The 24,201-nt window shown below is 60.6% G+C and carries 22 protein-coding genes; 11 read left to right on the top strand and 11 right to left on the bottom strand.

Features of this window, described 5'->3' with window-relative positions; translation table 11 throughout:
- The first annotated feature begins 46 nt into the window (after positions 1 to 46).
- Both BLO97_RS19265 and BLO97_RS19260 read left to right on the top strand, forming a co-directional pair.
- Positions 47 to 1,204, top strand: a complete 1,158-nt coding sequence (locus tag BLO97_RS19265) for an L-talarate/galactarate dehydratase (RefSeq protein ID WP_092347408.1) — start codon at positions 47 to 49, stop codon at positions 1,202 to 1,204.
- A 17-nt stretch (positions 1,205 to 1,221) separates the two neighbouring features.
- On the top strand, positions 1,222 to 2,655 hold the full coding sequence (locus BLO97_RS19260; protein WP_092147545.1) for an FAD-binding oxidoreductase: 1,434 nt from the start codon (positions 1,222 to 1,224) through the stop codon (positions 2,653 to 2,655).
- Between the two features lie 47 nt (positions 2,656 to 2,702).
- On the opposite strand, the gene BLO97_RS19255 is transcribed toward BLO97_RS19260, so the two are convergent.
- Both BLO97_RS19255 and BLO97_RS19250 read right to left on the bottom strand, forming a co-directional pair.
- The gene (locus BLO97_RS19255; protein ID WP_092347405.1) at positions 2,703 to 3,410 is read right to left on the bottom strand and encodes an NUDIX hydrolase; all 708 of its coding nucleotides are present in this window, start codon (positions 3,408 to 3,410) and stop codon (positions 2,703 to 2,705) included.
- Positions 3,400 to 3,957 carry an adenylyltransferase/cytidyltransferase family protein gene (locus BLO97_RS19250; RefSeq protein ID WP_092347402.1) on the bottom strand — a complete coding sequence of 186 codons (558 nt, stop codon included), beginning with the start codon at positions 3,955 to 3,957 and terminating at the stop codon, positions 3,400 to 3,402. The genes BLO97_RS19255 and BLO97_RS19250 overlap by 11 nt, the downstream gene beginning before the upstream one ends.
- Before the next feature lie 181 nt (positions 3,958 to 4,138).
- Here BLO97_RS19250 and BLO97_RS19245 point away from each other — a divergent pair, with 181 nt between their 5' ends.
- From BLO97_RS19245 to nadE, 3 genes are read left to right on the top strand one after another with little or no spacing between them, the layout of a single operon-like run.
- Positions 4,139 to 4,786 (top strand): nicotinamidase, encoded by a 648-nt coding sequence (locus BLO97_RS19245; protein ID WP_072343693.1) that lies wholly within the window; start codon positions 4,139 to 4,141, stop codon positions 4,784 to 4,786.
- Between the two features lie 9 nt (positions 4,787 to 4,795).
- The gene (gene pncB / locus BLO97_RS19240) at positions 4,796 to 6,025 is read left to right on the top strand and encodes a nicotinate phosphoribosyltransferase (RefSeq protein WP_092347400.1); all 1,230 of its coding nucleotides are present in this window, start codon (positions 4,796 to 4,798) and stop codon (positions 6,023 to 6,025) included.
- 1 nt (position 6,026) lies between these two features.
- Positions 6,027 to 6,863 (top strand): ammonia-dependent NAD(+) synthetase, encoded by an 837-nt coding sequence (gene nadE / locus BLO97_RS19235; RefSeq protein WP_092347397.1) that lies wholly within the window; start codon positions 6,027 to 6,029, stop codon positions 6,861 to 6,863.
- A gap of 7 nt (positions 6,864 to 6,870) precedes the next feature.
- Here the strand turns inward: nadE and BLO97_RS19230 are convergent, their stop codons facing one another.
- A complete protein-coding gene (locus BLO97_RS19230) occupies positions 6,871 to 8,760 on the bottom strand; it encodes a methyl-accepting chemotaxis protein (protein ID WP_092147563.1) in 1,890 nt (629 codons plus the stop codon).
- Positions 8,761 to 8,952: 192 nt separating this feature from the next.
- Here BLO97_RS19230 and nudK point away from each other — a divergent pair, with 192 nt between their 5' ends.
- Positions 8,953 to 9,549 carry a GDP-mannose pyrophosphatase NudK gene (nudK, locus tag BLO97_RS19225; RefSeq protein WP_092347395.1) on the top strand — a complete coding sequence of 199 codons (597 nt, stop codon included), beginning with the start codon at positions 8,953 to 8,955 and terminating at the stop codon, positions 9,547 to 9,549.
- Here the strand turns inward: nudK and ftrA are convergent.
- Entirely contained in the window at positions 9,506 to 10,534 is a 1,029-nt protein-coding gene (gene ftrA / locus BLO97_RS19220) for a transcriptional regulator FtrA (protein WP_092147568.1), read from the bottom strand. The two genes, nudK and ftrA, sit on opposite strands and share 44 nt — an antisense overlap.
- Positions 10,535 to 10,647: 113 nt before the next feature.
- Here ftrA and BLO97_RS31680 point away from each other — a divergent pair, with 113 nt between their 5' ends.
- The 3 genes from BLO97_RS31680 to BLO97_RS19210 all read left to right on the top strand — a co-directional run bounded on the left by BLO97_RS31680 (position 10,648) and on the right by BLO97_RS19210 (position 12,779).
- The gene (locus BLO97_RS31680) at positions 10,648 to 10,815 is read left to right on the top strand and encodes a hypothetical protein (protein WP_175489852.1); all 168 of its coding nucleotides are present in this window, start codon (positions 10,648 to 10,650) and stop codon (positions 10,813 to 10,815) included.
- Positions 10,799 to 11,728 (top strand): EamA family transporter RarD, encoded by a 930-nt coding sequence (rarD, locus tag BLO97_RS19215; RefSeq protein ID WP_092147571.1) that lies wholly within the window; start codon positions 10,799 to 10,801, stop codon positions 11,726 to 11,728. Before BLO97_RS31680 ends, rarD begins: the two co-directional genes overlap by 17 nt.
- 61 nt (positions 11,729 to 11,789) lie before the next feature.
- Positions 11,790 to 12,779: an aspartate-semialdehyde dehydrogenase gene (locus BLO97_RS19210; protein WP_092347392.1), complete on the top strand. Its 990-nt coding sequence runs from the start codon at positions 11,790 to 11,792 to the stop codon at positions 12,777 to 12,779.
- A 51-nt stretch (positions 12,780 to 12,830) separates the two neighbouring features.
- Here the strand turns inward: BLO97_RS19210 and BLO97_RS19205 are convergent, their stop codons facing one another.
- Positions 12,831 to 15,044, bottom strand: a complete 2,214-nt coding sequence (locus BLO97_RS19205) for an LTA synthase family protein (RefSeq protein ID WP_092347389.1) — start codon at positions 15,042 to 15,044, stop codon at positions 12,831 to 12,833.
- A 334-nt stretch (positions 15,045 to 15,378) separates the two neighbouring features.
- On the opposite strand from BLO97_RS19205, the gene BLO97_RS19200 reads away from it, so the two are divergent.
- Both BLO97_RS19200 and BLO97_RS19195 read left to right on the top strand, forming a co-directional pair.
- Entirely contained in the window at positions 15,379 to 16,281 is a 903-nt protein-coding gene (locus tag BLO97_RS19200) for a LysR family transcriptional regulator (RefSeq protein ID WP_092347386.1), read from the top strand.
- Positions 16,282 to 16,406: 125 nt separating this feature from the next.
- Positions 16,407 to 17,033 carry a glutathione S-transferase family protein gene (locus tag BLO97_RS19195; protein WP_092221576.1) on the top strand — a complete coding sequence of 209 codons (627 nt, stop codon included), beginning with the start codon at positions 16,407 to 16,409 and terminating at the stop codon, positions 17,031 to 17,033.
- Between the two features lie 45 nt (positions 17,034 to 17,078).
- On the opposite strand, the gene BLO97_RS19190 is transcribed toward BLO97_RS19195, so the two are convergent.
- The 6 genes from BLO97_RS19190 to BLO97_RS19165 are packed head-to-tail and all read right to left on the bottom strand — an operon-like array spanning position 17,079 to position 24,199.
- On the bottom strand, positions 17,079 to 18,209 hold the full coding sequence (locus BLO97_RS19190; RefSeq protein ID WP_092347383.1) for a glycosyltransferase family 4 protein: 1,131 nt from the start codon (positions 18,207 to 18,209) through the stop codon (positions 17,079 to 17,081).
- Positions 18,210 to 19,340 carry a glycosyltransferase family 4 protein gene (locus BLO97_RS19185; protein WP_092347381.1) on the bottom strand — a complete coding sequence of 377 codons (1,131 nt, stop codon included), beginning with the start codon at positions 19,338 to 19,340 and terminating at the stop codon, positions 18,210 to 18,212.
- Positions 19,331 to 20,698 carry a glycosyltransferase family 4 protein gene (locus BLO97_RS19180; protein ID WP_063323683.1) on the bottom strand — a complete coding sequence of 456 codons (1,368 nt, stop codon included), beginning with the start codon at positions 20,696 to 20,698 and terminating at the stop codon, positions 19,331 to 19,333. Before BLO97_RS19180 ends, BLO97_RS19185 begins: the two co-directional genes overlap by 10 nt.
- Complete coding sequence (locus BLO97_RS19175) at positions 20,695 to 21,960, bottom strand: ABC transporter ATP-binding protein (protein WP_092221136.1); 1,266 nt, start codon at positions 21,958 to 21,960, stop codon at positions 20,695 to 20,697. The genes BLO97_RS19180 and BLO97_RS19175 overlap by 4 nt, the downstream gene beginning before the upstream one ends.
- Entirely contained in the window at positions 21,960 to 22,757 is a 798-nt protein-coding gene (locus BLO97_RS19170) for an ABC transporter permease (protein WP_063323685.1), read from the bottom strand. The genes BLO97_RS19175 and BLO97_RS19170 overlap by 1 nt, the downstream gene beginning before the upstream one ends.
- Positions 22,748 to 24,199, bottom strand: coding sequence for a mannose-1-phosphate guanylyltransferase/mannose-6-phosphate isomerase (locus BLO97_RS19165; protein WP_092347378.1), 1,452 nt, complete (start codon positions 24,197 to 24,199; stop codon positions 22,748 to 22,750). Before BLO97_RS19165 ends, BLO97_RS19170 begins: the two co-directional genes overlap by 10 nt.
- Between the last annotated feature and the right edge of the window lie 2 nt (positions 24,200 to 24,201).

Genomic DNA, 24,201 nt, shown 5'->3' with positions numbered 1-24,201 from the left:
CGAACAGGTGTTGCAGCAGCCAAACCCAAACGTTCGGAGCAAAGCCATGCAAGACACGCCTCAAATGCCTTCCGCCGACGACGACCGCATTGCCTGGGTGCGCGTGGCCTCGGTTTTCCTGCCATTGGCCAATCCCATCAGCGATGCCAAGGTGCTGACCGGCCGGCAAAAGCCAATGACAGAAATCGCCATTCTGTTCGTGGAAATCGAAACCAGGGACGGCCACCGTGGCCTGGGGTTCAGCTATTCCAAGCGCGCCGGTGGCCCCGGGCAATTTGCCCACGCCAAGGAAATCGCCCCCAGCCTGATCGGCGAGAATCCAAGCGATATTTCCAAACTATGGGACAAGCTCTGCTGGGCGGGTGCCTCGGTGGGGCGCAGCGGCTTGGCCACACAGGCCATTGGCGCGTTCGATGTCGCCCTGTGGGATCTGAAAGCCAAGCGAGCCAATCTTTCGTTGGCTCGCTTGCTCGGCGCCCATCGCGATTCGGTCCAGTGCTACAACACATCGGGTGGATTCCTGCATACGCCGCTTGATCAATTAATGATCAATACCGAGCTGTCTCGGGAAAAGGGCATTGGTGGTATCAAGCTCAAGGTGGGTCAGCCTGACCAGGCACTGGATCTGCACCGGGTCAGCACCATCCGCAAACATCTGGGCGATGACTTTCCATTGATGGTCGACGCCAACCAGCAATGGGATCGGCCCACTGCGCAGCGCATGTGCCGCCGTCTCGAGCAGTTCAACCTGATCTGGATCGAGGAACCGCTCGATTGCTACGACGCCGAAGGTCACGCCGCATTGGCTCGGGAATTCGATACGCCAATCGCCACCGGTGAAATGCTCACCAGCGTTGCCGAACACTGGGAGTTCATCAAACTGCGCGCGACCGATTACCTGATGCCTGATGCCCCTCGTGTCGGTGGCATCACCCCTTATCTCAAAGTCCAGGCGTTGGCCGAGCAAGCAGGGCTGATGATTGCGCCGCACTTTGCCATGGAGCTGCATATCCATCTGGCTGCCACGTACAGTCGCGAGCCTTGGGTGGAACATTTCGAATGGCTGGAGCCGCTGTTCAATGAGCGTATGCAAACCCGTGATGGGCGGATGTTGGTGCCCACCCGGCCTGGCCTTGGGCTGTCCTTGAGTGAGCGCGTGGCTGGCTGGACGGCGAATCAGGCAGCGTTCGGGCAGCGTCCGTAAGTGCTAAGGAGAGAGGGATGCCTTCGTTGAGCGATGAAGTGCTCCAACGCATCGAGCAGGTGGTAGGGCAGGCAGGGTTGGTACGTGACCCGGCGTTGATGCAGAGCTATCTGACGGACTGGCGTAACGCCTATCAAGGCCAGGCTGCGTTGGTGGTACGCCCGGCGACGACCGAGGAAGTGGCCGAGGTTGTACGCATCTGTCATGACGCCCAAGTGGCCTTGGTGCCCCAAGGCGGCAACACCGGCTTGAATGGCGGATCGATCCCCGATGCTTCTGGCAGCCAATTGGTGCTGTCCTTGAACCGGATGAAGCGCATCCGGGAAATCGACCTGGCCAACGAAACCATCACGGTAGAGGCCGGGGTGATTCTGCAACATTTACAGGATGCCGCCAGCCAGGTTGGGCGCCTGTTTCCGCTGTCACTGGGGGCGGAGGGCAGTTGCACGGTGGGTGGCAATCTTGCGACCAATGCCGGCGGAACGGCAGTGCTGCGTTACGGCAACATGCGTGAGCTGACCCTTGGTCTGGAAGTGGTGCTGCCTGACGGCCGCGTCTGGAACGGATTGCGGGGCTTGCGTAAGGACAACACCGGTTACGACCTCAAGCATTTATTTATTGGCTCGGAGGGCACGCTCGGGATCATCACGGCGGCGGTGCTCAAATTGTTCCCGGCGACCCATAGCACGGCGACAGCCTGGGTCGCGCTGCCTTCGCCGCAGGCGGCGGTGGAGTTGATTGGCCATGTGCGCAGCCTGTGCGCCGACCGCCTGACGGGCTTCGAGATGATGTCGCGCCAAAGTCTGGATTTTGTCCTGGACCATGTGGCCGGTTGCAGTGACCCGCTGGAAACGAAGCATCCTTGGTACGCCCTCATTGAGCTGCGCGACACGGTGCCCGACGCGCCATTGACGCTGTTGCTTGAAAACGGCCTGGCCCACGCCTTCGAGCGCGGTTGGGTCAGCGATGCGGTGTTGGCCAGCAACCAGACGCAAGCCGCGGCACTGTGGGCGCTGCGCGAAGGTATTTCCGAGGCGCAGAATCATGAAGGCCCGAGCCTCAAGCATGACATCAGCGTACCCGTGAGTCGCATACCGGAATTCATCGAGCGCACCGACAGTGTCTTACAACAGGACTTTGCGGGGGTGCGCATCGTTTCTTACGGCCACATGGGCGACGGCAACCTGCATTACAACATCAGCAAACCGCTCGGTGAGACGGACGCCTCGTTCAGGGCCCGGGAACACGCGATCATGGAGGTCATCTACCGGATGACAAGCGCCTTCAACGGCAGCATCAGCGCTGAGCACGGACTGGGACAAGCCAAGCCTGACGCGGCCGTTCGCTTCAAGGATCCGCTGGAGATCGAATTGATGCGTGCCATTAAACGCACGCTGGACCCGGCGGGGTTAATGAACCCTGGCAAGGTCTTCACTGCCGGGCTCGAATAATCAGATATAGCGCGGATGGCGCCAGCATTTGCGTTTGTCGCTAAGCGTTACTCCAGAAAACAACGATCAAAAAGATAAACGCTGGCCGGCTTGAGGTTTTCCACCGTGCGTTGCGGGCGGCCGCCGTCGCCGCTTTTCTTGCGGCCGGTTTCCTGCAAGTAGCCCGCCTCGGTCATCTTCAATAGACGCTGGCGCATGCTGGTCTTGAGCACCGGGCGATCGAGCACCACGGAGAAAATGCCCACCGCTTCCGGCGCGCTGAACTCCGGGCCCAGGAACATCAGCGGCAGGCTGCTGTAGAGGGCTTTGGACAACAACCGCTCCTGGACGGCGGCCACCAGGCTGTTGTGGTCGAAAGGGAGTTTGATCGAGGCGTCAGCGACGTCCTTAAGGGGGAAAAAACCCTGGTGTTCGGCGAGCTGGACCGCCTCGCTGACAATCGCAAGATAGAAAGTCGACGATGACCAGCAGCGCGGATCGCGGAACGCGTCACCGACGGTGCCGACCTGTTCGATCCAGGCCAGCGGCATGCCCACTTTGCTTGAGCTGCGCAGGCGCTCCACGGCGTTGTTGAGCGTGAGATCTTCGACGTCACCATTGACCACGATCCCGGGCAGCGCCCAGTGACCGGCGAACGGCTCGGCTTCCCGGCGGTTCAAGAGGATTTCCAGCGCCTGGGTCTCCCGGCACAAGCGCAGCACACAGAGGTCGATGGTGTGCAGGTAGTCGCGCGCGGGGGCTGTGCTAGTGGGCATGTCGATTTCCGTGGGTCGCATAAAGGTCATAGTTTAACGGGTTCATGCCGGGAGCCATCCAGTCGGAGGGAAGCGATTCGCCCAACGCCAGTCGTTCGCGAACCACCGTGCTGCGCACGTGGATCGTTTCCTCCACGCAAAGAATGGAAAAACGCTCCAGCAATTCCTGGCCGCGGTAGAAGGTCGGCAGCCGATCCGCGACATCCCGGCCCACCACCAATGCAATCCGCTTGCCGTCCAGGGCCAGGCTGTCGGCGAGGTGGGCGAGCAGGGTGTAGCTGTAGATTGCGCCTTCAACGCCACGGGCCACGACCTGTTCCACCCGGCTTGCACGCACTTCGGCGCAGCACAGTGGCTGCACCTTTTCGACGATCGATTCCAGCCAGTTCAGGCGAACGTCATAGTCGACCATTTGTTTGCCGTAAGGATGCCGGAAGCTGGGGACCACCAGCACGCGTCTGGCCAGGCGTGAGGCCTCGATCATTACCTGGGCGTGACCGGCGTGCGGAGGATTGAAGGCGCCGCCATAAAGGGCAATCTCGAACATGGCATATTCTCTTTTGGTACATGACGTGTACTCTATCAGCAAAATCTTTTTAGTGAAAACATGATTTGTGCTGAGCTATAGCCATTATTAAGGAGAGTTCGTCAAAAATATTTTCTGTGAGTGGCTTGTCATGAAAGTACACATTATGTACTCTCGTCGCCATGAAGAGGAGAAACCCAGCATGAACAGCCTGACCCGGAAAACCGCTTCCTTCGATGTCGATGCGCAAAAGAGCTTTACGCCGCTATGCCCCGATGAGCTTCCGGTGCCCGGCGGTGACCAGATTGCCGGTGAGCTGAATTTCATCGCATCCCTGGCCAGCCTCCGCATCGGCAGCAAGGACGCCCATTCGCCCCTGGCTCCGTGGGTGGTCGCCGATCACGCACAGATGTTCGTGCCGACCGGGCTCGAGCATGCCGATATCACCTGGGTCAGCCACTGCGTTCCTGGTACCGAAGGTTTCGCCCTGCTGGATCAATTGCCGAGCCCCTATGACTACGACTATTTCGTCTGGAAGGGCGTCGAGCCGGATCTGCACCCCTACGGCGCGTGCTACCACGACCTGCACGGCAAGCTGTCCACCGGGGTGATCGAGTACCTGAACGGTCTGGGTGTGCAGCAGGTGATTGTTGGCGGGCTGGCGCTGGATTTCTGCGTCAAGACCACCGCTCTGCAACTGGCCGCCGCTGGCTTCAAGGTGATCATTCACCTCCCGGCCTGCCGGGCCATCAGTGAGGAGGGGGCCATCCAGGCCATCCAAGACATGCAGCAAGCGGGGATTTCGGTGGCCTTGACCCGCGAAGAAACCATCCGCCTGGCAAACGCATAAGGAAGAGTCATGGACGGCGCATTCGATTCAAGCAGCGGCACCATCCAGAGTCTTCTGGATACCGACTACTACACCTTCACCATGATGCAGGCGGTCTTGCACCAGCACCCGAATGTCGAAGTGGAATACCAATTCATCGTCCGCTCCAAGGAGCGCCTCGGTCACCTGATCCCGGACATTCGCGTGGAGTTGGAGAAGCTCGCCGGGCTGCAGCTGCGTGAGGGAGAGCAGCGGTTCCTGTTCAACAAGCGTTTTCGTGAGTACCTGACACCGGACTTCGAACAGTTTCTCGGCCTGTTTCGCTTCAATTTGCGCTACATACACGTTTCGGAAGTCGACGGCCAACTGCACATCCGCGTCCGTGGCCCGATGTTGCACTGCATCATGTTCGAGCAACCGGTATTGGCGATGGTCAGCGAACTGCGCAACCGCGAGAAATACCCCGAGGTCGAGTTGGCCGACGTCACCCGCAAGCTGTATCAGAAGTTCGAATGGCTGGAGAAAAACGCCAGCCGTGAAGAACTCGCCGAGTTTCGCGTTTCAGACTTCTCCACCCGGCGGCGGCTGTCGTTCAGGGCCCAGCGTGAAGTGGTGAATATTATGCGCAGCGATTTTCCTGGGGTCTTTGTCGGCACCAGTAACGCTCACTTGGCCTACGAGTTCGATCTCCCGCTGATTGGCACAATGGCTCACCAATGGCTGATGGTGCACCAGCAACTCGGGCGCTTGCGCGAGAGCCAGAACGCGGCGTTGGAAAACTGGGTGCGCGAGTATCGCGGCCGCCTCGGTATCGCCCTGACGGACTGCATTAGCACCGACTTCTTCCTCAAGGATTTCGACCTGTACTTCGCCAAGCTCTATGACGGCCTGCGCCAGGATTCCGGTGACCCCATCGTCTGGGCGGACAAGGTGCTCAAGCGTTACCAGGAACTGGGCGTCGATCCGCGCACCAAGGACCTGATGTTTTCCGACGGCCTCAATTTCGAAAAATGCCTGCCGATCCTGCGGCATGTTCGTGGCAAGGCCAGATTCGGTTTTGGCATGGGCACCAGCCTGGCCTGCGATGTCGACGGTGTAGAACCGCTGAGCATCGTCATGAAGCTGGTGCGGGTCCACGGCGAGCCGGTCGTGAAGTTCTCCGACGACCCGATCAAGAACGTCTGCGAGGATGCCTCGTTTCTGCGGTACGCCGCCCAAGTGTTCAACGTCGCCCTGATCAATCCACAGCTGGGAGCCTGATATGACTACGCTTGTGCAAGAACGCATTGCCCGGGAACTGGGCATCGACCGCCAACTCACACGGGGTGGCGAAGCAACCGAGATTGCCCGCCGCGTCGAGTTCATCAAGCAGATATTGCGCGAGTCGGGTTGCCAGTCCCTGGTCCTGGGGATCAGTGGCGGCGTCGACTCCCTCACCGCCGGCCGCCTCTGCCAGTTGGCCGTGGAGCAATTGCGAGAGGAAGACTACGAGGCGCGTTTTATCGCAGTCCGGTTGCCCTACAAGGTTCAAGCAGATGAGCAAGACGCCCAGGCGTGCCTGGACTTCATCCGGCCGGACGTGATCACCACCAGCAATATCGCCGCTTGCGTTGACGGGTTGATGGGCAGTATCGCCATCGATGGCTTGCAGCCTTCGGCCGAACTCACCGACTTTGCCAAAGGCAACGCCAAGGCCCGGGCACGGATGCTGGCGCAATACGCCATTGCCAATCTGAGCAATGGGTTGGTGGTTGGTACCGATCATGGAGCGGAGGCGGTGATGGGGTTTTTCACCAAGTTTGGCGACGGCGCGTGCGACCTGGCCCCGTTGTCCGGGTTGACGAAGACTCAGGTGAGATTGTTGGCCGATACGCTGGGCGCCCCCGCCAACCTGGTGCGCAAGGCACCGACCGCCGATTTGGAAGACCTGGCACCCGGTAAGCTCGATGAAGTGGCGTATGGCTGCAGCTACGAGGAAATCGATGGGTACCTGATGGGCGAAGAGGTGTCGCCCCAGGCGCGACAGATCATTGAATGCGCCTACTTCAAGACGGCTCACAAACGCGCATTGCCCCGCGTCCCGCCTACCCGGTTGTGAATGAGCCTCAGATCTTGAAGGTGTTGACCATTTGTTGCAGGCGGCGTGACTGGTTTTCCAGTTCTGTGCAGGCCTGCAAGGTGGATTGCAAATTGCCGACCATTTCCTGGTTCAGGTCATTGATGTGGCTGATGTCGCGATCCAGATTGTCCACCACCGAGGTTTGTTCTTCGGTGGCGGTGGCCACCGACAGGTTGATCTCGTCGATTTCGCCGATGCCCATCAGCACGCGATTGAGTCGCTCGCCTGCGAGCCTGGCGGTAGTGACGTTGTCGTCGCTGTGACGCTGGCTTTCGAGCATGGCGCTTACGGCGCTGCCGGCACCTGCTTGCAGTTCCTCGATCATGCTGTGGATTTCCTGAGCGGACTGTTGGGTGCGATGGGCGAGCGTACGGACTTCGTCCGAGACCACTGCAAAACCGCGCCCGGCATCTCCGGCGCGGGCGGCCTCGATGGCAGCGTTAAGGGCCAGCAAGTTGGTCTGGTCGGAAATGCCTTTGATGACGTCGAGAATACGTCCGATCTTCAGCGTTTTCTCATTCAGGCTTTCGATGTCCTGGCGGGTATTGACCACCTGCGACGAGAGTTGCGACATGGCGCTGATACTGCGCTGCACCACCGACTGGCCTTCCTGGGTCTGATCCCTGGTATCAGAGGCGCGGCTTGAAGCATGAGCGGCGCTGCGAGCGATTTCCTGGGCTGCGGCCCCAAGCTCATTGATAGCCGTGGCGACGTTATGGGTCAGCGCCGCTTGGGTGTCAGAGCTTTTCAGGGATGCGTTTGACGCCTGGCTGACCTGTGCCGCCAATTGGGTGAGCTGGACACTGGACGCCAGGACTTCCCGGATCGACTGCTGGATACGTTCGACGAAGCGGTTGAACCCCCCGGCCATCATGCCGAACTCGTCCCGGGAGAGGCTGTGCAGGCGCTGGGTCAGGTCGCCTTCGCCATCGGCTATGGATTGCATGGCCGAGCCCATGCTGCGTAATGGTCGCATCAGGGCATTGATCAACAGGCCGAGCAAACCGACGGTCACCAGCATGGCGATTAATGTGGCGACCAACGCCGAAGTGCGAAACGCGTGGAGTACGGCGTAGGCTTTGTCTTTATCCACTGAAAGTCCGATGGACCAATGCAGCGAGGGTAGGCCGTTGATGGGTGTAAAAGTGACGATCCGCGTTCGGCCGTTTTCCTGCACTTCATTCAAGGCGCTGTTGATGCTCGGCGGGCCTTCGGGGAACGCTTGGGCGAGTGTCTTGGTCACTCGTGTGTTGTCCGGGTGCACCAGGATCTTGCCGTCGTCGCTGACCAGGAAGGCGTAGCCTATGCCGTTGAGGTCCACGGCATTGATGATTTTGGCGAGTTGCTCCAGGCTCAGGCTCGCCCCCAGCACACCCACGGCCTTGCCATCGACCTTGATCGGCGCCGCTTGGGTCATGATCAGGTAATCAATACCGGCACCGATGTAGGGTTCGGTCAGCACGGGTTCAAGGCTGCGAGCCGCGTCTTTGTACCAGGCGCGCTGGCGAACATCATACCCGTCGGGCATTACCCGCTCGGGATGGATAAAGAAACGACTGTCTTCAAGGCCGACGTAGCTGGCGATGAAGGTCTTTGTAATGATGTCCTGGGAGAGAATTGCGCCGATGGTCTGCGGGGTGGGATCGGCGGCGATGGTTTCGGCGGCACCTTCGATCAATAGGATGCGGCCGGCCAGCCAGCTGTCGAGGTTCGCGCCCAGCAACTGGCCGGTGGCCTGTAGGTTGCGGTGCAATGCTTCGCGGGTGCTGGCTTGCTGGCGATGGTCGTTGAACAACGAGAAAGACAGGAATACCGCCATCACGATGACGCAGGCACCCAGAAGAATCTTGTGGCCAAATTTCAGATTGATGCCCATGAGGAATTCTCGTCCGGTTTCTTTTTTATTGATGGAATCCCCGCAGGCTCAGGGCTGGTCGAAGATTTAATGAGCGGACAGATTTTGTCGAACTAGAAAAAACGATGGGCCATCGTGAGTTTTCTTGTGAGCCTGAAAGAGGTGCGAATGGAGTTTTCAAAGGGGACCTCGGGTCCCGAACGGAGTGGGTAAATGACACAGGCAATCGGCATCAAGGATCGCGTACGCATCAAGCGCGTCGAAGTCCTCTCGGACAATTGGTACGTGCTGCGCAAGACCACCTACGACTACCTCGGCCGCAACGGCCAATGGCGCGAGCTGACGCGCGAGACCTACGACCGTGGCAACGGCGCCACCATCCTGCTGTACAGCAAGGCCAAGCAGACCGTGGTGTTGACCCGGCAATTCCGCTTCCCGGCCTTCGTCAACGGGCACGACGACTTGTTGATAGAAACTTGCGCCGGCCTGCTGGATAACGACGACCCGCACACCTGCATCCGCAAGGAAACCCAGGAAGAAACCGGCTATATCATCCAGGACGTGCGCAAAGTGCTCGACGCTTTCATGAGTCCGGGGTCGGTGACTGAGCGGGTGCATTTTTTCGTCGGCGAGTACTTCGATGAAGACAAGCAGCACGCAGGCGGCGGCCTGGAAGCCGAGGGTGAAGAGATCGAAGTGCTGGAAATGTCGCTCGATCAGGCCCTGGACATGATCGAGCGCGGTGAGATTTGCGACGGCAAGACCATCATGCTGTTGCAGTACGCCAAGTTGCATCGGTTGCTGGATTAGCCTTCAGGGCTGCCTGGGGACTGGCTTCACGTCTGCCAAACCGTTCACGGTAGGCGGAGGGTGGCAAACCCACAGCGTTGCGGAAGGCTGCGCGGAAACTTTCCACCGAGCGATACCCACAAGCCTGGGCAATGCTGGCTGTGTGCTGGTCGGTGCTTTCCAGCAGTTCCCGTGCCCGGTTGAGGCGCTCCTGTTGCAGCCAGGCCTTGGGTGCAAGGCCTGTCGTCTCGATGAAGCGTCGCAGGAAGGTGCGCTCGCTCATGGCGACGCGGGCGGCCATGTCGCCCACGCTGGGGGATTGATCCAGGTTTTCGCGAATCCATTGCAAAACACCGCTTAGTTCATTGCGTGGCGACTTGCTCACGGGCGCGACGATGAATTGGGCCTGGCCGCCGGTGCGTTGTGGGGCCATGACCAGGCGCCGGGCCACCGAGTTGGCGACGTGGGTGCCGCAGTCGCGGGCAATCAGATGCAGGCAGGCGTCGATGCCCGCCGCGCTTCCGGCTGAAGTGATCAATTGCCCGGCGTCCACATACAACACGTTCGGGTCGACGTTGATCAGCGGGTAGTGTTCGGCAAGCTCTTGGGCAAATTGCCAATGGGTGGTTGCGGTTTCGCCGTCGAGCAGGCCGGTGGCTGCGAGGACGAATACTCCCGAACAGATCGATAGCAAGCGTGCGCCGCGGGCATGGGCTTTGCGCAAGGCCTGCAACAGGGCTTCGGGAGGCGGCTCCTGACGGCTGCGCCAACCGGGAACGATGATGGTGCGTGCGGTTTCGAGTGCCTCGAGCCCGGCGTCGACGCCAATCTGCAGGCCGCCGAACGCACGCATCGGCCCCTGATCGACGGCCACGACTTGATGGGTGTACCAGGGAATGTCCAGTTCCGGACGCGGCAGGCCGAATATCTCCAGGGCGATACCGAATTCGAATACGCAAAGGCCTTCGTAGGCGAGGATGGCCACTGTTCCTGGAGGTGTCAGCATTTGGCGTAAAGCTACCGTTTATTGTCGTCTGCCGCACTGTAGCGGACTGTCCCGCCCTCCTACAATCGCTGGCAACACCCAGGCTGGCTGCGCCTTGTGACGGTGACAGCAGCATGACCGATGTCGGCCCGGAACGGGTGGCTGCCAAGGCACGCCTTGTCAGTTCCGTCGTTCCTCGGCTGCCGAACAACCGACAATCACGCGCATTCTTCTCCCCAATAGTTGTGGATAACGCTATGCGCGCTTTCAACACCGAGGTGGCCCATGACAGCCAGAAATGAATCCGGACAAGGCGTGGCTTTCGGGCTCGGCGCTACGCTGCTTTGGGGATCCTACCCGCTTTGGTACAAACCGCTGGCCGGGCTCGACGCGTACCATCTGCTGTCTTGGCGGGTGGTGTTTGCCGAGCTGTTTCTCGTTGCACTGGTCTTGCTGACCGCACGAGTCTCAACCTTGCGTTCCACGCTTAAGACGGTTCGCCCGGTCAACGTGCTGACGGTCTCTACGGTATTAGGGCTGTGGTGGCTGATGTACATCTACGCAATCATGACGGGGCGAGTGCTGGAGGTTGCCTTCGGCTATTTCCTCAGCCCGATCATGAGCATGTTGGTGTCACGCCTGGTCTTCAAGGAACGCCTCAGCGTCTTGCAGACCTGGGCCATTTTCCTGGCCGTGGCGGGCGTGACGCTGATGGCGTTCGAGTTGCTGAACCTGCACTCCTTCCCCTGGATCGCCCTGGTCATCGGTTTTTGCTATTCCTTCTACGGCCTCTTCAAGAAGAAAGTCCCGGGCGACCCGGTGGTTATCCAGACGCTCGAGATCGCAGTCCTGCTTCCGTTTGCAGCGGTATTCCTGCTGCTGGCACAGGCCCACGGCGTGGGCCATCAATTCCTGCAGTCAGGCACTCGCGACCTGTTGCTGGTCGCCACGGGGCTGATCACGGTACTGCCCCTGTGGTGGTACAGCCTGGCCGCCAAGCAGCTGTCGATGATCGCGCTGGGCTTCCTGCAATTTGTGCCGCCCATTTGCAACTTCCTGTTGGCTGCGTTCGTTTATGGCGAGCCGGTTTCAGCATTGAAACTGGCGGCATTTTCGTTCATCTGGCTGGCGCTTGCGTTGTTTACCTGGAACTCCATCCGGGCCCAGCGTGCAGCGGCAGCCGCCAACGTGTCCGCGCAGTTGCGTACGGCATGACATACCCGCAGCGCTGTCACTTTCCGGGAATGGCGCAGGTTTTTCAGGATAAGGAATCGAAATGAAGAAAGTCGCCGTGGTGGGCTGCACCGGTGCAGTGGGCATGACCATGCTGCAATTGCTTGAAAATACCGATTATGAAGTGGTGTGCATGGCCTCTGGCCGTTCGGCGGGCAAGCGCCTGAAGGTGGGTCAGGTCGAGCACCTGATCGAAGCCTTTTCGGTCGAGGGGTGCGCCTCGTGCGATATCGTCTTCCTGTGTGTCTCCGGGGCCTTCGCCCTGGAGTATGGCGAGCGTCTGGCTGAAAACGCCTACGTCATCGATAACTCCTCGGCCTTCCGTTATCACCCGGCGATTCCGCTCCTGGTGCCGCCCATCAACGGTCAGCGTTACATGGGCGAAAAACTGATCGCCAACCCCAATTGCTCCTCGGCTATTGCGCTGATGGTGCTGGGGCCGCTGCATCAGGCCTTCGGGTTGGAGAGTGCGATCATTTCCACTTATCAGGCCGCCAGCGGTGCGGGGCAGCCGGCGATGCTGGAACTGCGAGAGAAGGCCAAGTCCTTCAGTGATTATGGCGACCGTGATGACAGCGAGCACTTCGCCCATAACCTGGCTTTCAACGTGATTCCCCAGGTCGATTCGTTCGAAGCCAATGGTTACACCCGTGAAGAAATGAAAGTGGTCTGGGAGCTGCGCAAGGTCCTGGACGAACCGGGGTTGGCTATCAGCACCACGGCTGTGCGGGTGCCGACCCTGCGTTCCCATGCCGAGAGCCTGAGCCTGCGGTTCAAAAAGCCCATCGAGTCATTGACGCAGGTGCGTGAGTTGTTGCGCGCGGCACCGGGGGTTGAAGTGGTGGATGAGCCCGAGTTCGGCGCTTATCCGATGCCCATGACCTCCACCTACAAGCATGCGGTGGAAGTCGGGCGGATTCGCTACAACCTGATCTACGGCGAGCACGGGCTGGACCTGTTTATCAGTGGTGATCAGTTACTGCGGGGTGCGGCATTGAACGCATTCGAAATCATGCAATTGATCAAGTCTTGATCAAGCACGAGCCGGACATTAGAACGCGCAGCCATGGCTGCGCGTTTTTGTTCAACTGGATTGGGCCTCGCGGTCTTCCTGCATATCGTCCAGGTATTGCGGCTGGTCGGTCTGGTCCGGCAGTTCGGTCACGACGCTGAAGTCGCTGATCTCGATGGCGCCGACGCCATGACCGAGCAGATGGAAGGAAAACGCCTTGCGCTGCTGCGGGTTGTCGAAACGGAGGTTCATCACCAGCGGCTGCTCGGGTGTCACCGCCACGTCTGTCGGCAGGTCCATCGACACATCCTGCTCGAACTCCTTGGCCTTGAGGGAAATGTAGGCGGCGTGATCAGCGTCCACGGCGCGGATGGTCAGGCTGACGCGGGTCTGCGAACCCTTGGGCATTTCCAGGTATTGGGCACCGATCAGGTTGTCGGTCCAGTCGTTGGTGACCTGGGCCGGCAGCGGGATTTTATCCGTACTGCCGAATTGATAATGCTGGTTCAAGGGCGTGCGCAACAGCGTCTGGTCCAGGGCCGTGGCCCGGGCGCCGATCAGCCTGGCGCGCTGGCCGCTGTATTGCCCGCCGTAGGTGGCGCGGTCGGCGATGAAGCCTTCGCTGGTGTAGTAACGGCAATGCTGGAGGAAATCGCACTCGGTGAACGTCCCCTCGCCATCGTGGTAGCGCAGTTTGCCGTTGGTGAACGACATGATTTCCCGGCCCGTTGGGTAGTCCCTGAACATCGAGCGGCCAGACAACGACGTGGGCACCGTAAAGCCGAAGTAATCGAGGATCGAGGCGGTCAAGTCGACGTGGCCGTAGGTGCCTGACTTGATCCGGGGCAACGGCTCCGGCGCCAGCGTCAGGTTGAATCCCCAGGACGAGGCCAGCCGCACGTCGTCGATGCCATGGGATTCGTCCGAGGTGATGACCACCAGGGTGTTGTCCAGGATGCCCTGGCGCTCCAGGCCCGCGAGGAAGTTTTCCAGGGCATCGTCCAAGTAACCTACCGCTGCCTGCTTGGCGGTGTCGTAGCGTTGCAGGTAGTCATCCGGCGCCGAGTAGGGCTGGTGCGTGCCCACGGTCAGCAGGGTCAACATCCAGGGCTTGTCCGCTTGTTGCAGTTGCCCGACGTAGTCCAACGCGCCTTCAAAGAAGGTCTTGTCGTCCATGCCCCAAGGGAATTCCAGGTAGGCGGGGCGAGTGAACCACTCCATGCCCAAGGTCGTGTCGAAGCCGATGTGCGGCATGATCCGGTCCTTGGCCATGAACCGCAGGCCCGCGCCCTGGAGGAAATGCGTGGAAAAGCCGTTCTGGCGCAACTGGGCCGGCAGGCAGGCCTGATTGCGCTGGGTCTGGTTGAGCATTTCGACGCCTTTGGGCGTGCCGTTATCGAGCTTGTCGTAGTCGCCACACAGCATCGCGTAGAGGCCGCGAATGGTCTGGTGGCTATGCAGGACGTAATCGGGTGTGTTCATGCCGCGCTCGGCCCAGGCACTGAGGTGCGGCATCAGGTTCTCCTGATAGCTGCTTTTCAAGGCCTGGCGGTTGGCCCCAACGTAGGCACCGGGAATGCCCTCCAGGGCGATGACCAGGACGTTGCGCGCACGGCCCGGTTCGGCCAACAGTCTGTTGCCATCGAGGTCCAGGCGGGTCAGCCCCTCCATCGGTGGGGCCGGGTCCACCGCATCGCCGTCGAGCCATTGCCGGGCCTGGTCCTGCCCGGCGGCGATACCTGCGGTGACGAGTTGGTGAGGCAGGTTGAACACGTTCCATTGGTCCGCCTCGCTGGGGCGCCAGGCTTGCAGCGCGCCGTGGCCCAACAGGAGCAACACGGGCACGGCCCAGGCGTGGCGAGGCAAGCGTGGCGCCTGGCGTGGGCGGCTGGTCCATTGAGTAACCAGCCAGGACACCAGCGCGGACAGCTGGAGCGCGGCCAGCCAGGGATGGGCGAAGCCACCGCTGCTGGAGTTCTCAACGAACTGGGGGTCGATCAGGTAATGAATGTCCGAAGGATTGGGCATCCGCCCGACCGCGCTGACCAGCTCGATGCTGGCCAGGGTCAACGCGCTCCAAGCCAGCAATACCGGGAACGCCAGCCACCCAGGACGGCGATGGAGCAGCACGATCAGCAACCCGCCGATACCCAGGTCCGAGAGATAACCTAGCGGGTCGGACCAGCCCAGGGCGAGACGCAGGCCCATGGGGACGAGTAGTACGCAGCCAATCAGGGCGATGAGGGCGGCGCGGGGGTGGTTTAAAGCGCGGTAGAGAATATTCACAAGAAACAGGCCTTTCGTTGAAGCCAATCCATTGAACAACACACTCACCCTGCGGGAGCGAGCTTGCTCGCGATAGCGGTGTGCCAGTCCATAGGGTGTGTGACTGACTGACGCCACCGCGAGCAAGCTCGCTCCCACAGAAGGTTTCTTCCTTTGGTCATGAAATTGTCATGCAGAGGAATGGTACCAAGGGCAATTGCCCTTGGCCGAGCCAATGTCCCGGTGTCTGGCTGCGCTACGCTGTGGTTCACTGGCCCAGGCCTCTACAATGGCCGCGTAGCGCTGCTTTGAGACGCGCAGAAAACTTGTATCAGGATTTCTCATCGGGGGATGGATGGACAGGTTCCAGGAAATGCAGGTTTTCCTCGCCGTGGCCCAGGAGTCGGGATTTTCGGCGGCAGCGCGGCGCTTGGGGCTGTCGGCGGCCAGCGTCACGCGGGCGGTGGCGGCGTTGGAGCAACGCATCGGCACGCCATTGCTGGTGCGCACCACCCGCAACGTGTACTTGAGCGAAGCCGGCCAGCGCTTTCTCGAGGACAGTCGCCGGATCCTGAGCGACTTGCAGGAAGCCGAGGATTCAGCGGCCGGCAGCCACGTCCAACCCCGGGGGCAGTTGACGATTACCGCGCCCGTGCTGTTCGGTCAGTTATTCGTCACGCCGCTGCTGGTGGATTACTTGCATCGGTTCCCTGAGGTCAGCATCAACGCCTTGCTGTTAGACCGCACGGTCAGCCTGGTGGAGGAGGGCATCGACGTTGCCCTGCGCATTGGCGAACTGCCGGACAGCAACCTGCACGCCGTGCGGGTCGGTGAAGTACGGCGAGTGGTGTGCGGCTCCCCGGATTTCTTCGCACGCCACGGGCGGCCCCGGCATCCGGAGGATTTGGAGCGAATGCCCGTGGTGGCATCCTCGGCCATTGGCCAGGTCAAAAGCTGGACCTTCATCGATTCAGGCCAACCGTTGGCCGTCCGGCCCGCGCCTCGGCTGGTGGTGACGGCCAACCAGGCCGCGATCACCGCCGCCTGCCAGGGGTTGGGGATGACGCGGGTCCTGTCTTACCAAGTGGCAGGCAACGTGGCGGCCGGGGAACTGGAAATCGTCCTGGCCGATTTTGAATTGCCGCCTCTGCCGATCCATGTGGTGTACCAGGGCGGGCGAAATGCGCCGGCGCGGGTCCGCAGTTTTGTCGATTTCGTCGTCGGTGCACTGCGCGAACATCCGGCCTTGAGCGGTTGAAGCATTGTTTCGCTGGCTGAAACAATGGATTGCATTTTTGGGTGATTCTCTTGGTTTTGCCTGGAGCGGAAGATGACCCCATCGACGCCGTTGTGCTGATGGCGTCACTTCCTGCGGAGTCGACCATGAACCCTATCAAGCACTATCACTTCCCGCTGTCCGGCCATTCCCATCGTGTTCAATTGATGCTTTCGTTGCTCGGGCTACCGGTCGAAGAGGTCTTCGTCGACTTGGCCAAGGGCGCGCACAAACAGGCGGACTTCCTGGCGCTCAATGCGTTTGGCCAGGTACCGGTCATTGACGATGACGGCGTGGTGCTGGCGGACTCCAACGCGATCCTGGTGTACCTGGCGCACAAATATGGCAAGGGCCGCTGGCTGCCGACCGATCCTGTTGGCGCCGCCCGGGTGCAGCGCTGGTTGTCGGCGGCGGCTGGGCCGATCCATGCGGGCCCGGCCACGGCGCGACTGATCACCGTATTTGGCGCGGCCTACAACGCTGAGGACGTGATCGCCCGTTCCCACAACGTGCTGAAAGTCATTGATCAAGAGTTGAGCAACCGTGCTTATCTGGCGGGTGACGCTGCGACTGTCGCGGACATCGCCGGCTACAGCTACATCGCCCACGCACCGGAAGGCAATGTGTCGTTGGAGGACTATGCCCATGTGCGGGCCTGGTTGGCGCGGATCGAAGCCTTGCCCGGGTTCGTGGGCATGCCGCGTACGGTTGTCGGGTTGCAAAAGCATTCATGAGCCGTTGAATAGGCAACCCGCCCAAACAGGGAATCCATTGGAGGATCAGGCGTAGGAAAGCGCCTTTTCCTCCAGCAGTTCCTCGTATAGCCGCACCCACTTGCGGCCCATCTCTTCAGACGTGAACAACTGTCGGTAGCGGGCTTCGGCTCGGGCGCCCATGGCCTGGGCTTGTGCCGGGGTTTCCCACAGGGTGCGCATCGCCTCGCGAAAAGCTTCGGGATTGCTCGGTGGCACTACCAGGCCGGTTTCTTCGTGGACATTGATGTAGCTGGTGCCGGTGCCAATTTCGCTGGAGATCATCGGCTTGCCGAACATCGCGCCTTCGAGCAGCGAGATGCCAAAGGCTTCGGAGCGCAAGTGCGAAGGGAACACGATGGCATAACTCAATTCCAGCAGCGCGACCTTGTCCTCGTCCCCCAGGCGTCCGAGGAAATGCAGGTTGCGCAGGCCCAATGCCGCCGCCTGGGCATGCAGTTGTTTTTCCAGCGGGCCGGCGCCCACGATGACCACGGGGTAATCCACGCCTTTGAGGGCGTCGAGCAGAATGTGCAAGCCTTTGTAGTAACGCATCACCCCCACGAACAAAAAGAAACGCTCGCCCAGTTTTGCCTTCCACCCCGCCATGCGCTCGGCGTCGGGCTGTGGATAACTGGTCTTGTTCAGGCCGTAGGTGATGATCCGGGTCTTGGCGGGGTATTCCTTGAGCACGTCGCTGGTATGAACATAGTTCGGCGACGCCGCGACGATGCGCTCGGCGCCGTTCAGAAAGCGCCGCATCAAGGGGCGATAGAGCTTGAGCAGGTGCCGCTGGCGAACGATGTCCGAGTGGTAGGTCACGACGTAGGGTTTTTTCACCGCGGTGAAAAAATGCACCAGGTCCATGAACGGCCAGGGGAAGTGGTAGTTGATCACGTCCGCTTCGGCGGCCAGCTCACGGAATTTCTTGAACACGCTGTAGGAGAAGCCGGTGGACGCCAGTAGGAAGTCCAATCGCGCCTGATGAACGACATGCTGTCGGATCTTGATTGGCTCGGGCGCCGGCTGCCCGCTCAGGGCCAGCACGGTGTTATCGACACCCAACCGGTCAGTGCTGTCGCACAGCTGGAAAATGACCTGTTCGATGCCGCCCATGGAGTCGGGCAAATAGGTTTTGTAAAAGTGCAGGACTCGCATTCAACCTCCCAAGACCTGGCGATACGCTTGGGCGGTGACCTTCGCACAGCGTTCCCAGGAAAAAAGCGCCGCTTGTTGCAGCCCCGCTTCGCGACACGCTTGCCAGTGCTGGGGGTCTTCCATCAACCGGCCCATGGCATCGCGCATGCCTTGCGGATCGTCCGGCTCGCAGTAATTGCCGGCTGGCCCCGCCACCTCGGGCATCGCCGAGCAGCGGGTGGTAATCACCGGTGTGCCACTGGCCATGGCTTCAAGCACCGGCAGGCCAAAGCCTTCGTAGTAGGACGGGAAAATCAATGCCCGTGCCCCCGCCAATAGCTGGGCGACCTGTTCGTCAGGCAGGTAACCCGCCAGACAAACATGACCGCCAGCCAGGGCGTCTTTCAACTCATCATTGAGCTGTGCCTGTTGCCATCCGCTCATTCCTACGATGAACAAAGGAAAGGTCTGACGTACGGATTCAGGAAGCCCGGTGTGGGCACGCAGGGCCAGTGACAGGTTCTTGCGCGGTTCCAGGGTGCCGACACATAGGAAGTAACGGCCGTGCTCCAGGCCATGGGCCTTGAGTACGGTGTCGATGGCTGCGGGTTCGCGCGGATGGAAACGCGCCGACACGCCCAGCGGCGCGACCCGCAGGCGCTCGGCGGGGAGGCCGAAATGCTGTTGCGCTTCATCAGCGATGAACTGCGAAACAGTCATGATCAACTGCGCCTGTTCCACCGCCCGGGCCAGCCGTCGCTCGATTTCTTTCAGGCGTGCGGGTGGTTGCGTCTCGGGATAACGCACATGCGTCAGATCATGCAGGGTCATCACCGTCGGGCCGTCAAAGGCCAGCGGCCACAGGCTGGGGTCGTGATACAGGTCGATGGCCTGGGGACGGCCCTGGTCGAAGCGCTTCTGTTCCAGCCAGCGTCGCGCCTGATAGGCGCCCGGAACCCGCCGCAACAAGGGACTGAATCTCGAATAGCCAGGCGTGGGCGCTTGTGGCAGCTGCGAGTTCCAGCCCCAGCCGTGGAACAGCGACAACTGCACATCAGGCTCACGGGCCAGGGCGGTGGCCAGTTCCGACACGTATTGGCCGATGCCGGTGCGTGGCGCCTGGAGGATGCGTGCGTTGAGGGCTATCCGCATGCTGTTTCCCGGTCGACGATGACTTCGCTAACGTGGCTCTCGATCCGTTCTACCAGTTGCGCACTGGCTTGGCGCCAGCTCAGCCATTGCCAGTGATCCAGGTTGCGCCTGGCCGGGAATACCCCGGTATGTTCCATGTCGGTGACCAGGTCCGCCAGGCTTTGGGGTTCGTCGAGATCGAAATAGGCCATGAAATCACCGCCGATTTCCCGAAACACTTCAATGTCGCTGCCCATTGCCGGCAAGCCGCGCTGCATGGCCTCCACCAGTGGCAGGCCGAAACCTTCCACATAGGACGGGAACACCAGCGCAGTGGCGTGTCGATAGGCGTGTTCCAGGCTCTGGTCCGAGAGGTTATTGAACATGAATAGGCGGCTGTTGAATTGTGCATGACGCTCGATACGTTCGATCAGCGCCTCGCACTTCCAGCCGATCTTCCCGACGATGCACAGCCGCGCCTGGGAACCGGCAGCCCAGGCCCGCTCGAATGCATTGAGCAGATAGGCGTGGTTTTTGCGCGGCTCGATGGTGCTGACCATCAGGAACACCGGCTCGGGGCGCTTGAACAACCGCAGCAACTTCGGGTCGACGGCGTGGGCGGCGTTAATCTGGTCCAGTTCGCTGCCCAGGTGGAAATAGTCGAACCAGCGTTCTTGTACCTGCTGCTCGCCAATGCGCCGGACCATTTCTTGGCGCAACTGGTCACGGATGGTGGCGGAGATGGCGATGTAGCCGTCCGCGGTGCGGGCAATCCAGTCGAACCAATGGTTGAACACCTTGACCAGCCCGGCATCGCAGAATTGTGGATGAGACAGGGGGATCAGGTCGTAGACCACCGAGATGATCCCGACACCATCGCGCTTGAGCTGTTCGGCCAGGGGGAAGATATCCGAGTGCCAGGATGAATCGAGCAAGATCAGTTGATCGCCGGCCCGATGCTCCAGCGGTACGCAACGCTTAGGCAGCTCTTGGCCTTTGAGGGCGCGGTCGAACAAACGTATCGGTATGCTCAAGAAGCCGAAGGCGAACAGGCGGCAGCCAATGTACAGGAGGCGACGGGCCCACAATGATCGGCTGAAGGGCCACTGCCGTGCGAGCGTCCGATGCCAGAACCAGAACAGGTTGGCCATCTGTTCCCAGCGTATCCTCAGGCTGACCAGATCCAGTTTATCGATCGACAGCGGGGCCAGGCTCTTGGCCTCGTATAATTTGCCCTGCAGCATGACCACGGGAATGCATTCACGCTCGCCATCCTTGGCCGGCAGTTCGCGAATTACATTGCGCACGACGCGCTGAATGCCGGAATTGATTTCCGGGTGTTCGAATACGTAGGTGCATTCCACCAACAGGCGGCTCATGGCAACTCCTTTTGCGGTAACGCCTCGACGGCAGTCTGGCTCGAACGCTGGATGCAGGTCTCGGCCTGGAGCCAGGAACAGCCGACGAAATCTTCCTGGCGATTATTGATCACGTGAAACACCAACCCGTAGTCGCGCCATTCAAAATTGCCGTCCAGATGCGAATCCAGTCGCGACAGGCTCAGTGCTACGGAGTAATTGCCCTTGCCCAGACGCATGTCGAAGCTGAAGCGGTAGACAATCTGTTCACCCGCCTTGAGATCGGTCAGGGCCTTTTCCTGACGATGAGTATTGATGCCATACATTGGCTGACCGAGTCGGTCCTTGATCATGAAGCCCAGCACCAGCCGATCTATGTTCTGGCGCACTTCGACCCTGACCTGCAACACAACAGGCTGGCCGATCTCGGTTACTTCCACCGCCTGGCCCTTGATGTTCAAGAGCTGTACATCAAGGATGGCGGCCTCACCGGTGCCGGAAATGGTGCGCACCTGGCCGCTGGCGAGCATTTCCTGGCGCACTATCTGCCCCTCGCGCTCGGCCAGCATGGCATTGTAGTAATCCATCACTTCTTCCGGCTTGCCGCGCATGGCCATGCGCCCGTGTTCGAGCAGAATGGCGGTGTCGCAGATCGACTGGATCGCCGAGCGATCGTGGGACACGATCAGCAGCGTGGTGCCGGCCTTGCGGAAGCTGCGGATGCGCTCGAAGCTCTTGTGCTGGAAGTAGGCGTCGCCCACCGACAGCGCTTCGTCGACGATCAGGATGTCCGGACGCCGGGCGGTGGCGACGCTGAAGGCCAGGCGCATCTGCATGCCGCTGGAATAGGTGCGTACCGGCTGGTCGATGGCCTCGCCGATTTCGGCGAACCCTTCGATCTCGGGCATCAAGGCTTCGATTTCCTCCACTTGCATGCCCAGCAACTGACCGGCCATGAACGCGTTCTGGCGACCGGTGAAGTCCGGATGAAAGCCCATGCCCAGTTCCAGCAGCGCGGCGACACGACCTTGCAACTGGATGTGGCCGCAGGTGGGTTGCGTGGTACCGGTGATCATCTTGAGCAACGTGCTTTTGCCGGCACCGTTGACCCCGACGATGCCGACGGCTTCCCCGGGTTGGATCTCGAAATCCACGCCTTGCAGGATCCAGTGCAATTGATGACGCTGGCGGGAAAAGGGGATCAACCATTCGAACAGCCGGCTCCAGCGGTTCGGATACTGTTTGTAGGCCTTGCCCAGGCCACTGACGCGCAAATGTCCCATCAGAGTTCGTCCACCATTTCACCGCCGCGCCGACGAAACATGCGCAAGCCCAAGGTGCATAACAGCAGGCCGACCACCAGCAACGGCACCAGCGAGCTCCAGACCGGCCATTGGTTGTAGAGAAACAGGTTCTGGTAGCTCTGCATCAGGGCGGTCATGGGATTGAAGGCGAGCAGTTGCTGGATCGGCGGCGGCAGGATCGTCATGGGGTAAACGATCGGCGTGAGCCAGAACCAGAATTGCAGGCAAATGCCGAACAACTGCCCGACATCACGGAAAAACACATTGAGGATCCCCAGCAGCATGCCCAGCCCGGCGGCGAACATCACCTGCAGGGCCAGCAGCGGCACCAATGCCAGCAAGGTAATGCCCGGCCAGCGCCCGGTGATCAACAGGAAACCGAGGAACAGCCCAAGGATGATCGCGAAGTTGATCCCGGCGTTGAACAGCACGATCACCGGCAGGCAGATCCGGGGGAAGCTGATCTTCTTCAGCAGGTTGGCGTTTTCCAGGAACATGCCCTGGCTGCGGGTGGTGATTTCCGCGAACAACCCCCAGGTCAGCAGCCCGGCGCAGAGGTAGACGCTGTAGGCCATGCCGTCTTCCACCCCGGGCAGGCGGGCACGCATGATGTGGGAAAAAATCACCGTGTAGACGAGAATCATCGACAGCGGGTTGAGCACTGTCCACAACGCGCCGAACAGCGAGTTACGATAGCGCGATTGGAATTCACGCTTGACGCTGCCAAGGATAAAACCGCGGTAACTCCATAATGAGTAGTGCAAGCTCAGCAACATGAGTCAGCCCTGCCGTAGTGATCTTCAAAGCGAACGATGTCGTCTTCCCCCAGGTATTCGCCGCTTTGCACTTCGATAATCACCAGATCGATCACGCCGGGATTCTCCAGGCGATGCTTGTGGCCGGCCGGGATAAAAGTCGATTCGTTCTTGGCGACCAGGTGCGAACCCGAGCCGTTGTTGGTGACCTTGGCCATGCCTTCGACCACCACCCAGTGTTCGTTGCGATGGTGGTGCATTTGCAGCGACAGCGATGCGCCAGGCTTGACCACGATGCGCTTGATCTTGAAGCGTGGACCCTCTTCGAGCACGGTATAGCTGCCCCATGGCCGGCTGACCGTACGGTGCAGGCGATAGGCTTCGTGATCCTTGTCCTTGAGTTGCCGGGCGACGCGACGAACATCCTGGGCGCGGTCGGCATGGGCCACCAGCACGGCATCGGCGGTGTCGATAATGATCAGGTGTTCCACGCCCAGGGCGGCTACCAGGCGGCCGTCGCTCTGGACGAAGTTGTTCTGGCTGTCGATAAACAGGGCCTCGCCGGTGGCGCGGTTGTTTTGCGCATCGGCGGGCACCAGGCCGGCGACGGCGCTCCAGGAGCCGATATCGCTCCAGTCGAATGCCGCGGGAATCACCACGACATTGGCGGAGCGTTCCATCAAGGCATAGTCGATGGAGATGTCTGGCATTTCGGCAAAATGTGTCGCGGACAATTCCTGCTGCACACACCCTGAGGTTTCCACCGCCGTACTGGCGGTGACACAGGCGCGTGCCTGTTCCAGCAGCTCGGGGGCGTGGGCTTGCAGCTCCGCCAGCAGGGTCTTGACCGAAAAGCAGAACATCCCCGAATTCCACAGGAAGCGGCCGCTTTCCAGATATTGCGTAGCGGTCTGCAGGTCGGGTTTTTCGACGAAGCGCACGACCTTGGCCGCGCCCTTGGTGTCCAGGGGCTTGCCCCGTTCGATATAGCCGAAGCCGGTTTCCGGCGCCGAGGGCAGTACACCAAAGGTCACCAAGTGGCCGTTTTTGGCCAGTTCCACGGCGTGCGCCACGGCGGTCTGGAAGGCGGCCTCGTCCTGGATCAGGTGGTCGGCAGGCATGACTACCAGGATCGGATCGTCACCGTGCAGGGCCTGCACCGCGAGCGCGGCGGTAGCAATGGCCGGCGCGGTGTTGCGACCTGTCGGTTCGAGCACGAAGTGACCGCGATGACGCTCCAGGTGGGCGCTTTGATAGTGGTCGCGGCTCTGGAAGTAGTACTCGCGATTGGTGACGGTGACGATGTCGCCCCGGCCATCGAACAACCCCGCGGCACGCCGATAGGTCTTGCCCAGCAGCGACTGGCCATCGGGTAAGAGCATGAAGGGTTTGGGGTGGCCTTCGCGGGACACCGGCCACAACCTCGTCCCGGCCCCGCCGGAGAGAATCACTGGAATGAGCATGG

The sequence above is a fragment of the Pseudomonas sp. NFACC05-1 genome (genome assembly GCF_900100135.1).
In the GTDB taxonomy this organism is placed as follows: Bacteria; Pseudomonadota; Gammaproteobacteria; order Pseudomonadales; family Pseudomonadaceae; genus Aquipseudomonas; species Aquipseudomonas fluorescens_Q.
This window is presented reverse-complemented; position numbering and strand designations above follow the sequence as displayed.

Excerpts from the sequence above, each read along its gene's own strand:
- BLO97_RS19255 (WP_092347405.1), bottom strand. The coding sequence starts at position 3,410 with ATGCCCACTAGCACAGCCCCCGCGCGCGACTACCTGCACACCATCGAC.
- pncB (WP_092347400.1), top strand. The coding sequence starts at position 4,796 with ATGGACGGCGCATTCGATTCAAGCAGCGGCACCATCCAGAGTCTTCTG.
- BLO97_RS19185 (WP_092347381.1), bottom strand. The coding sequence starts at position 19,340 with ATGCGGATAGCCCTCAACGCACGCATCCTCCAGGCGCCACGCACCGGC.
- BLO97_RS19210 (WP_092347392.1), top strand. The coding sequence starts at position 11,790 with ATGAAGAAAGTCGCCGTGGTGGGCTGCACCGGTGCAGTGGGCATGACC.
- BLO97_RS19190 (WP_092347383.1), bottom strand. The coding sequence starts at position 18,209 with ATGCGAGTCCTGCACTTTTACAAAACCTATTTGCCCGACTCCATGGGC.
- rarD (WP_092147571.1), top strand. The coding sequence starts at position 10,799 with ATGACAGCCAGAAATGAATCCGGACAAGGCGTGGCTTTCGGGCTCGGC.
- nadE (WP_092347397.1), top strand. The coding sequence starts at position 6,027 with ATGACTACGCTTGTGCAAGAACGCATTGCCCGGGAACTGGGCATCGAC.
- BLO97_RS19245 (WP_072343693.1), top strand. The coding sequence starts at position 4,139 with ATGAACAGCCTGACCCGGAAAACCGCTTCCTTCGATGTCGATGCGCAA.
- BLO97_RS19265 (WP_092347408.1), top strand. The coding sequence starts at position 47 with ATGCAAGACACGCCTCAAATGCCTTCCGCCGACGACGACCGCATTGCC.
- BLO97_RS19170 (WP_063323685.1), bottom strand. The coding sequence starts at position 22,757 with ATGTTGCTGAGCTTGCACTACTCATTATGGAGTTACCGCGGTTTTATC.
- BLO97_RS31680 (WP_175489852.1), top strand. The coding sequence starts at position 10,648 with ATGACCGATGTCGGCCCGGAACGGGTGGCTGCCAAGGCACGCCTTGTC.
- BLO97_RS19180 (WP_063323683.1), bottom strand. The coding sequence starts at position 20,698 with ATGAGCCGCCTGTTGGTGGAATGCACCTACGTATTCGAACACCCGGAA.
- BLO97_RS19260 (WP_092147545.1), top strand. The coding sequence starts at position 1,222 with ATGCCTTCGTTGAGCGATGAAGTGCTCCAACGCATCGAGCAGGTGGTA.
- BLO97_RS19195 (WP_092221576.1), top strand. The coding sequence starts at position 16,407 with ATGAACCCTATCAAGCACTATCACTTCCCGCTGTCCGGCCATTCCCAT.
- BLO97_RS19200 (WP_092347386.1), top strand. The coding sequence starts at position 15,379 with ATGGACAGGTTCCAGGAAATGCAGGTTTTCCTCGCCGTGGCCCAGGAG.
- BLO97_RS19250 (WP_092347402.1), bottom strand. The coding sequence starts at position 3,957 with ATGTTCGAGATTGCCCTTTATGGCGGCGCCTTCAATCCTCCGCACGCC.
- nudK (WP_092347395.1), top strand. The coding sequence starts at position 8,953 with ATGACACAGGCAATCGGCATCAAGGATCGCGTACGCATCAAGCGCGTC.
- BLO97_RS19230 (WP_092147563.1), bottom strand. The coding sequence starts at position 8,760 with ATGGGCATCAATCTGAAATTTGGCCACAAGATTCTTCTGGGTGCCTGC.
- BLO97_RS19175 (WP_092221136.1), bottom strand. The coding sequence starts at position 21,960 with ATGGGACATTTGCGCGTCAGTGGCCTGGGCAAGGCCTACAAACAGTAT.
- BLO97_RS19165 (WP_092347378.1), bottom strand. The coding sequence starts at position 24,199 with ATGCTCATTCCAGTGATTCTCTCCGGCGGGGCCGGGACGAGGTTGTGG.
- ftrA (WP_092147568.1), bottom strand. The coding sequence starts at position 10,534 with ATGCTGACACCTCCAGGAACAGTGGCCATCCTCGCCTACGAAGGCCTT.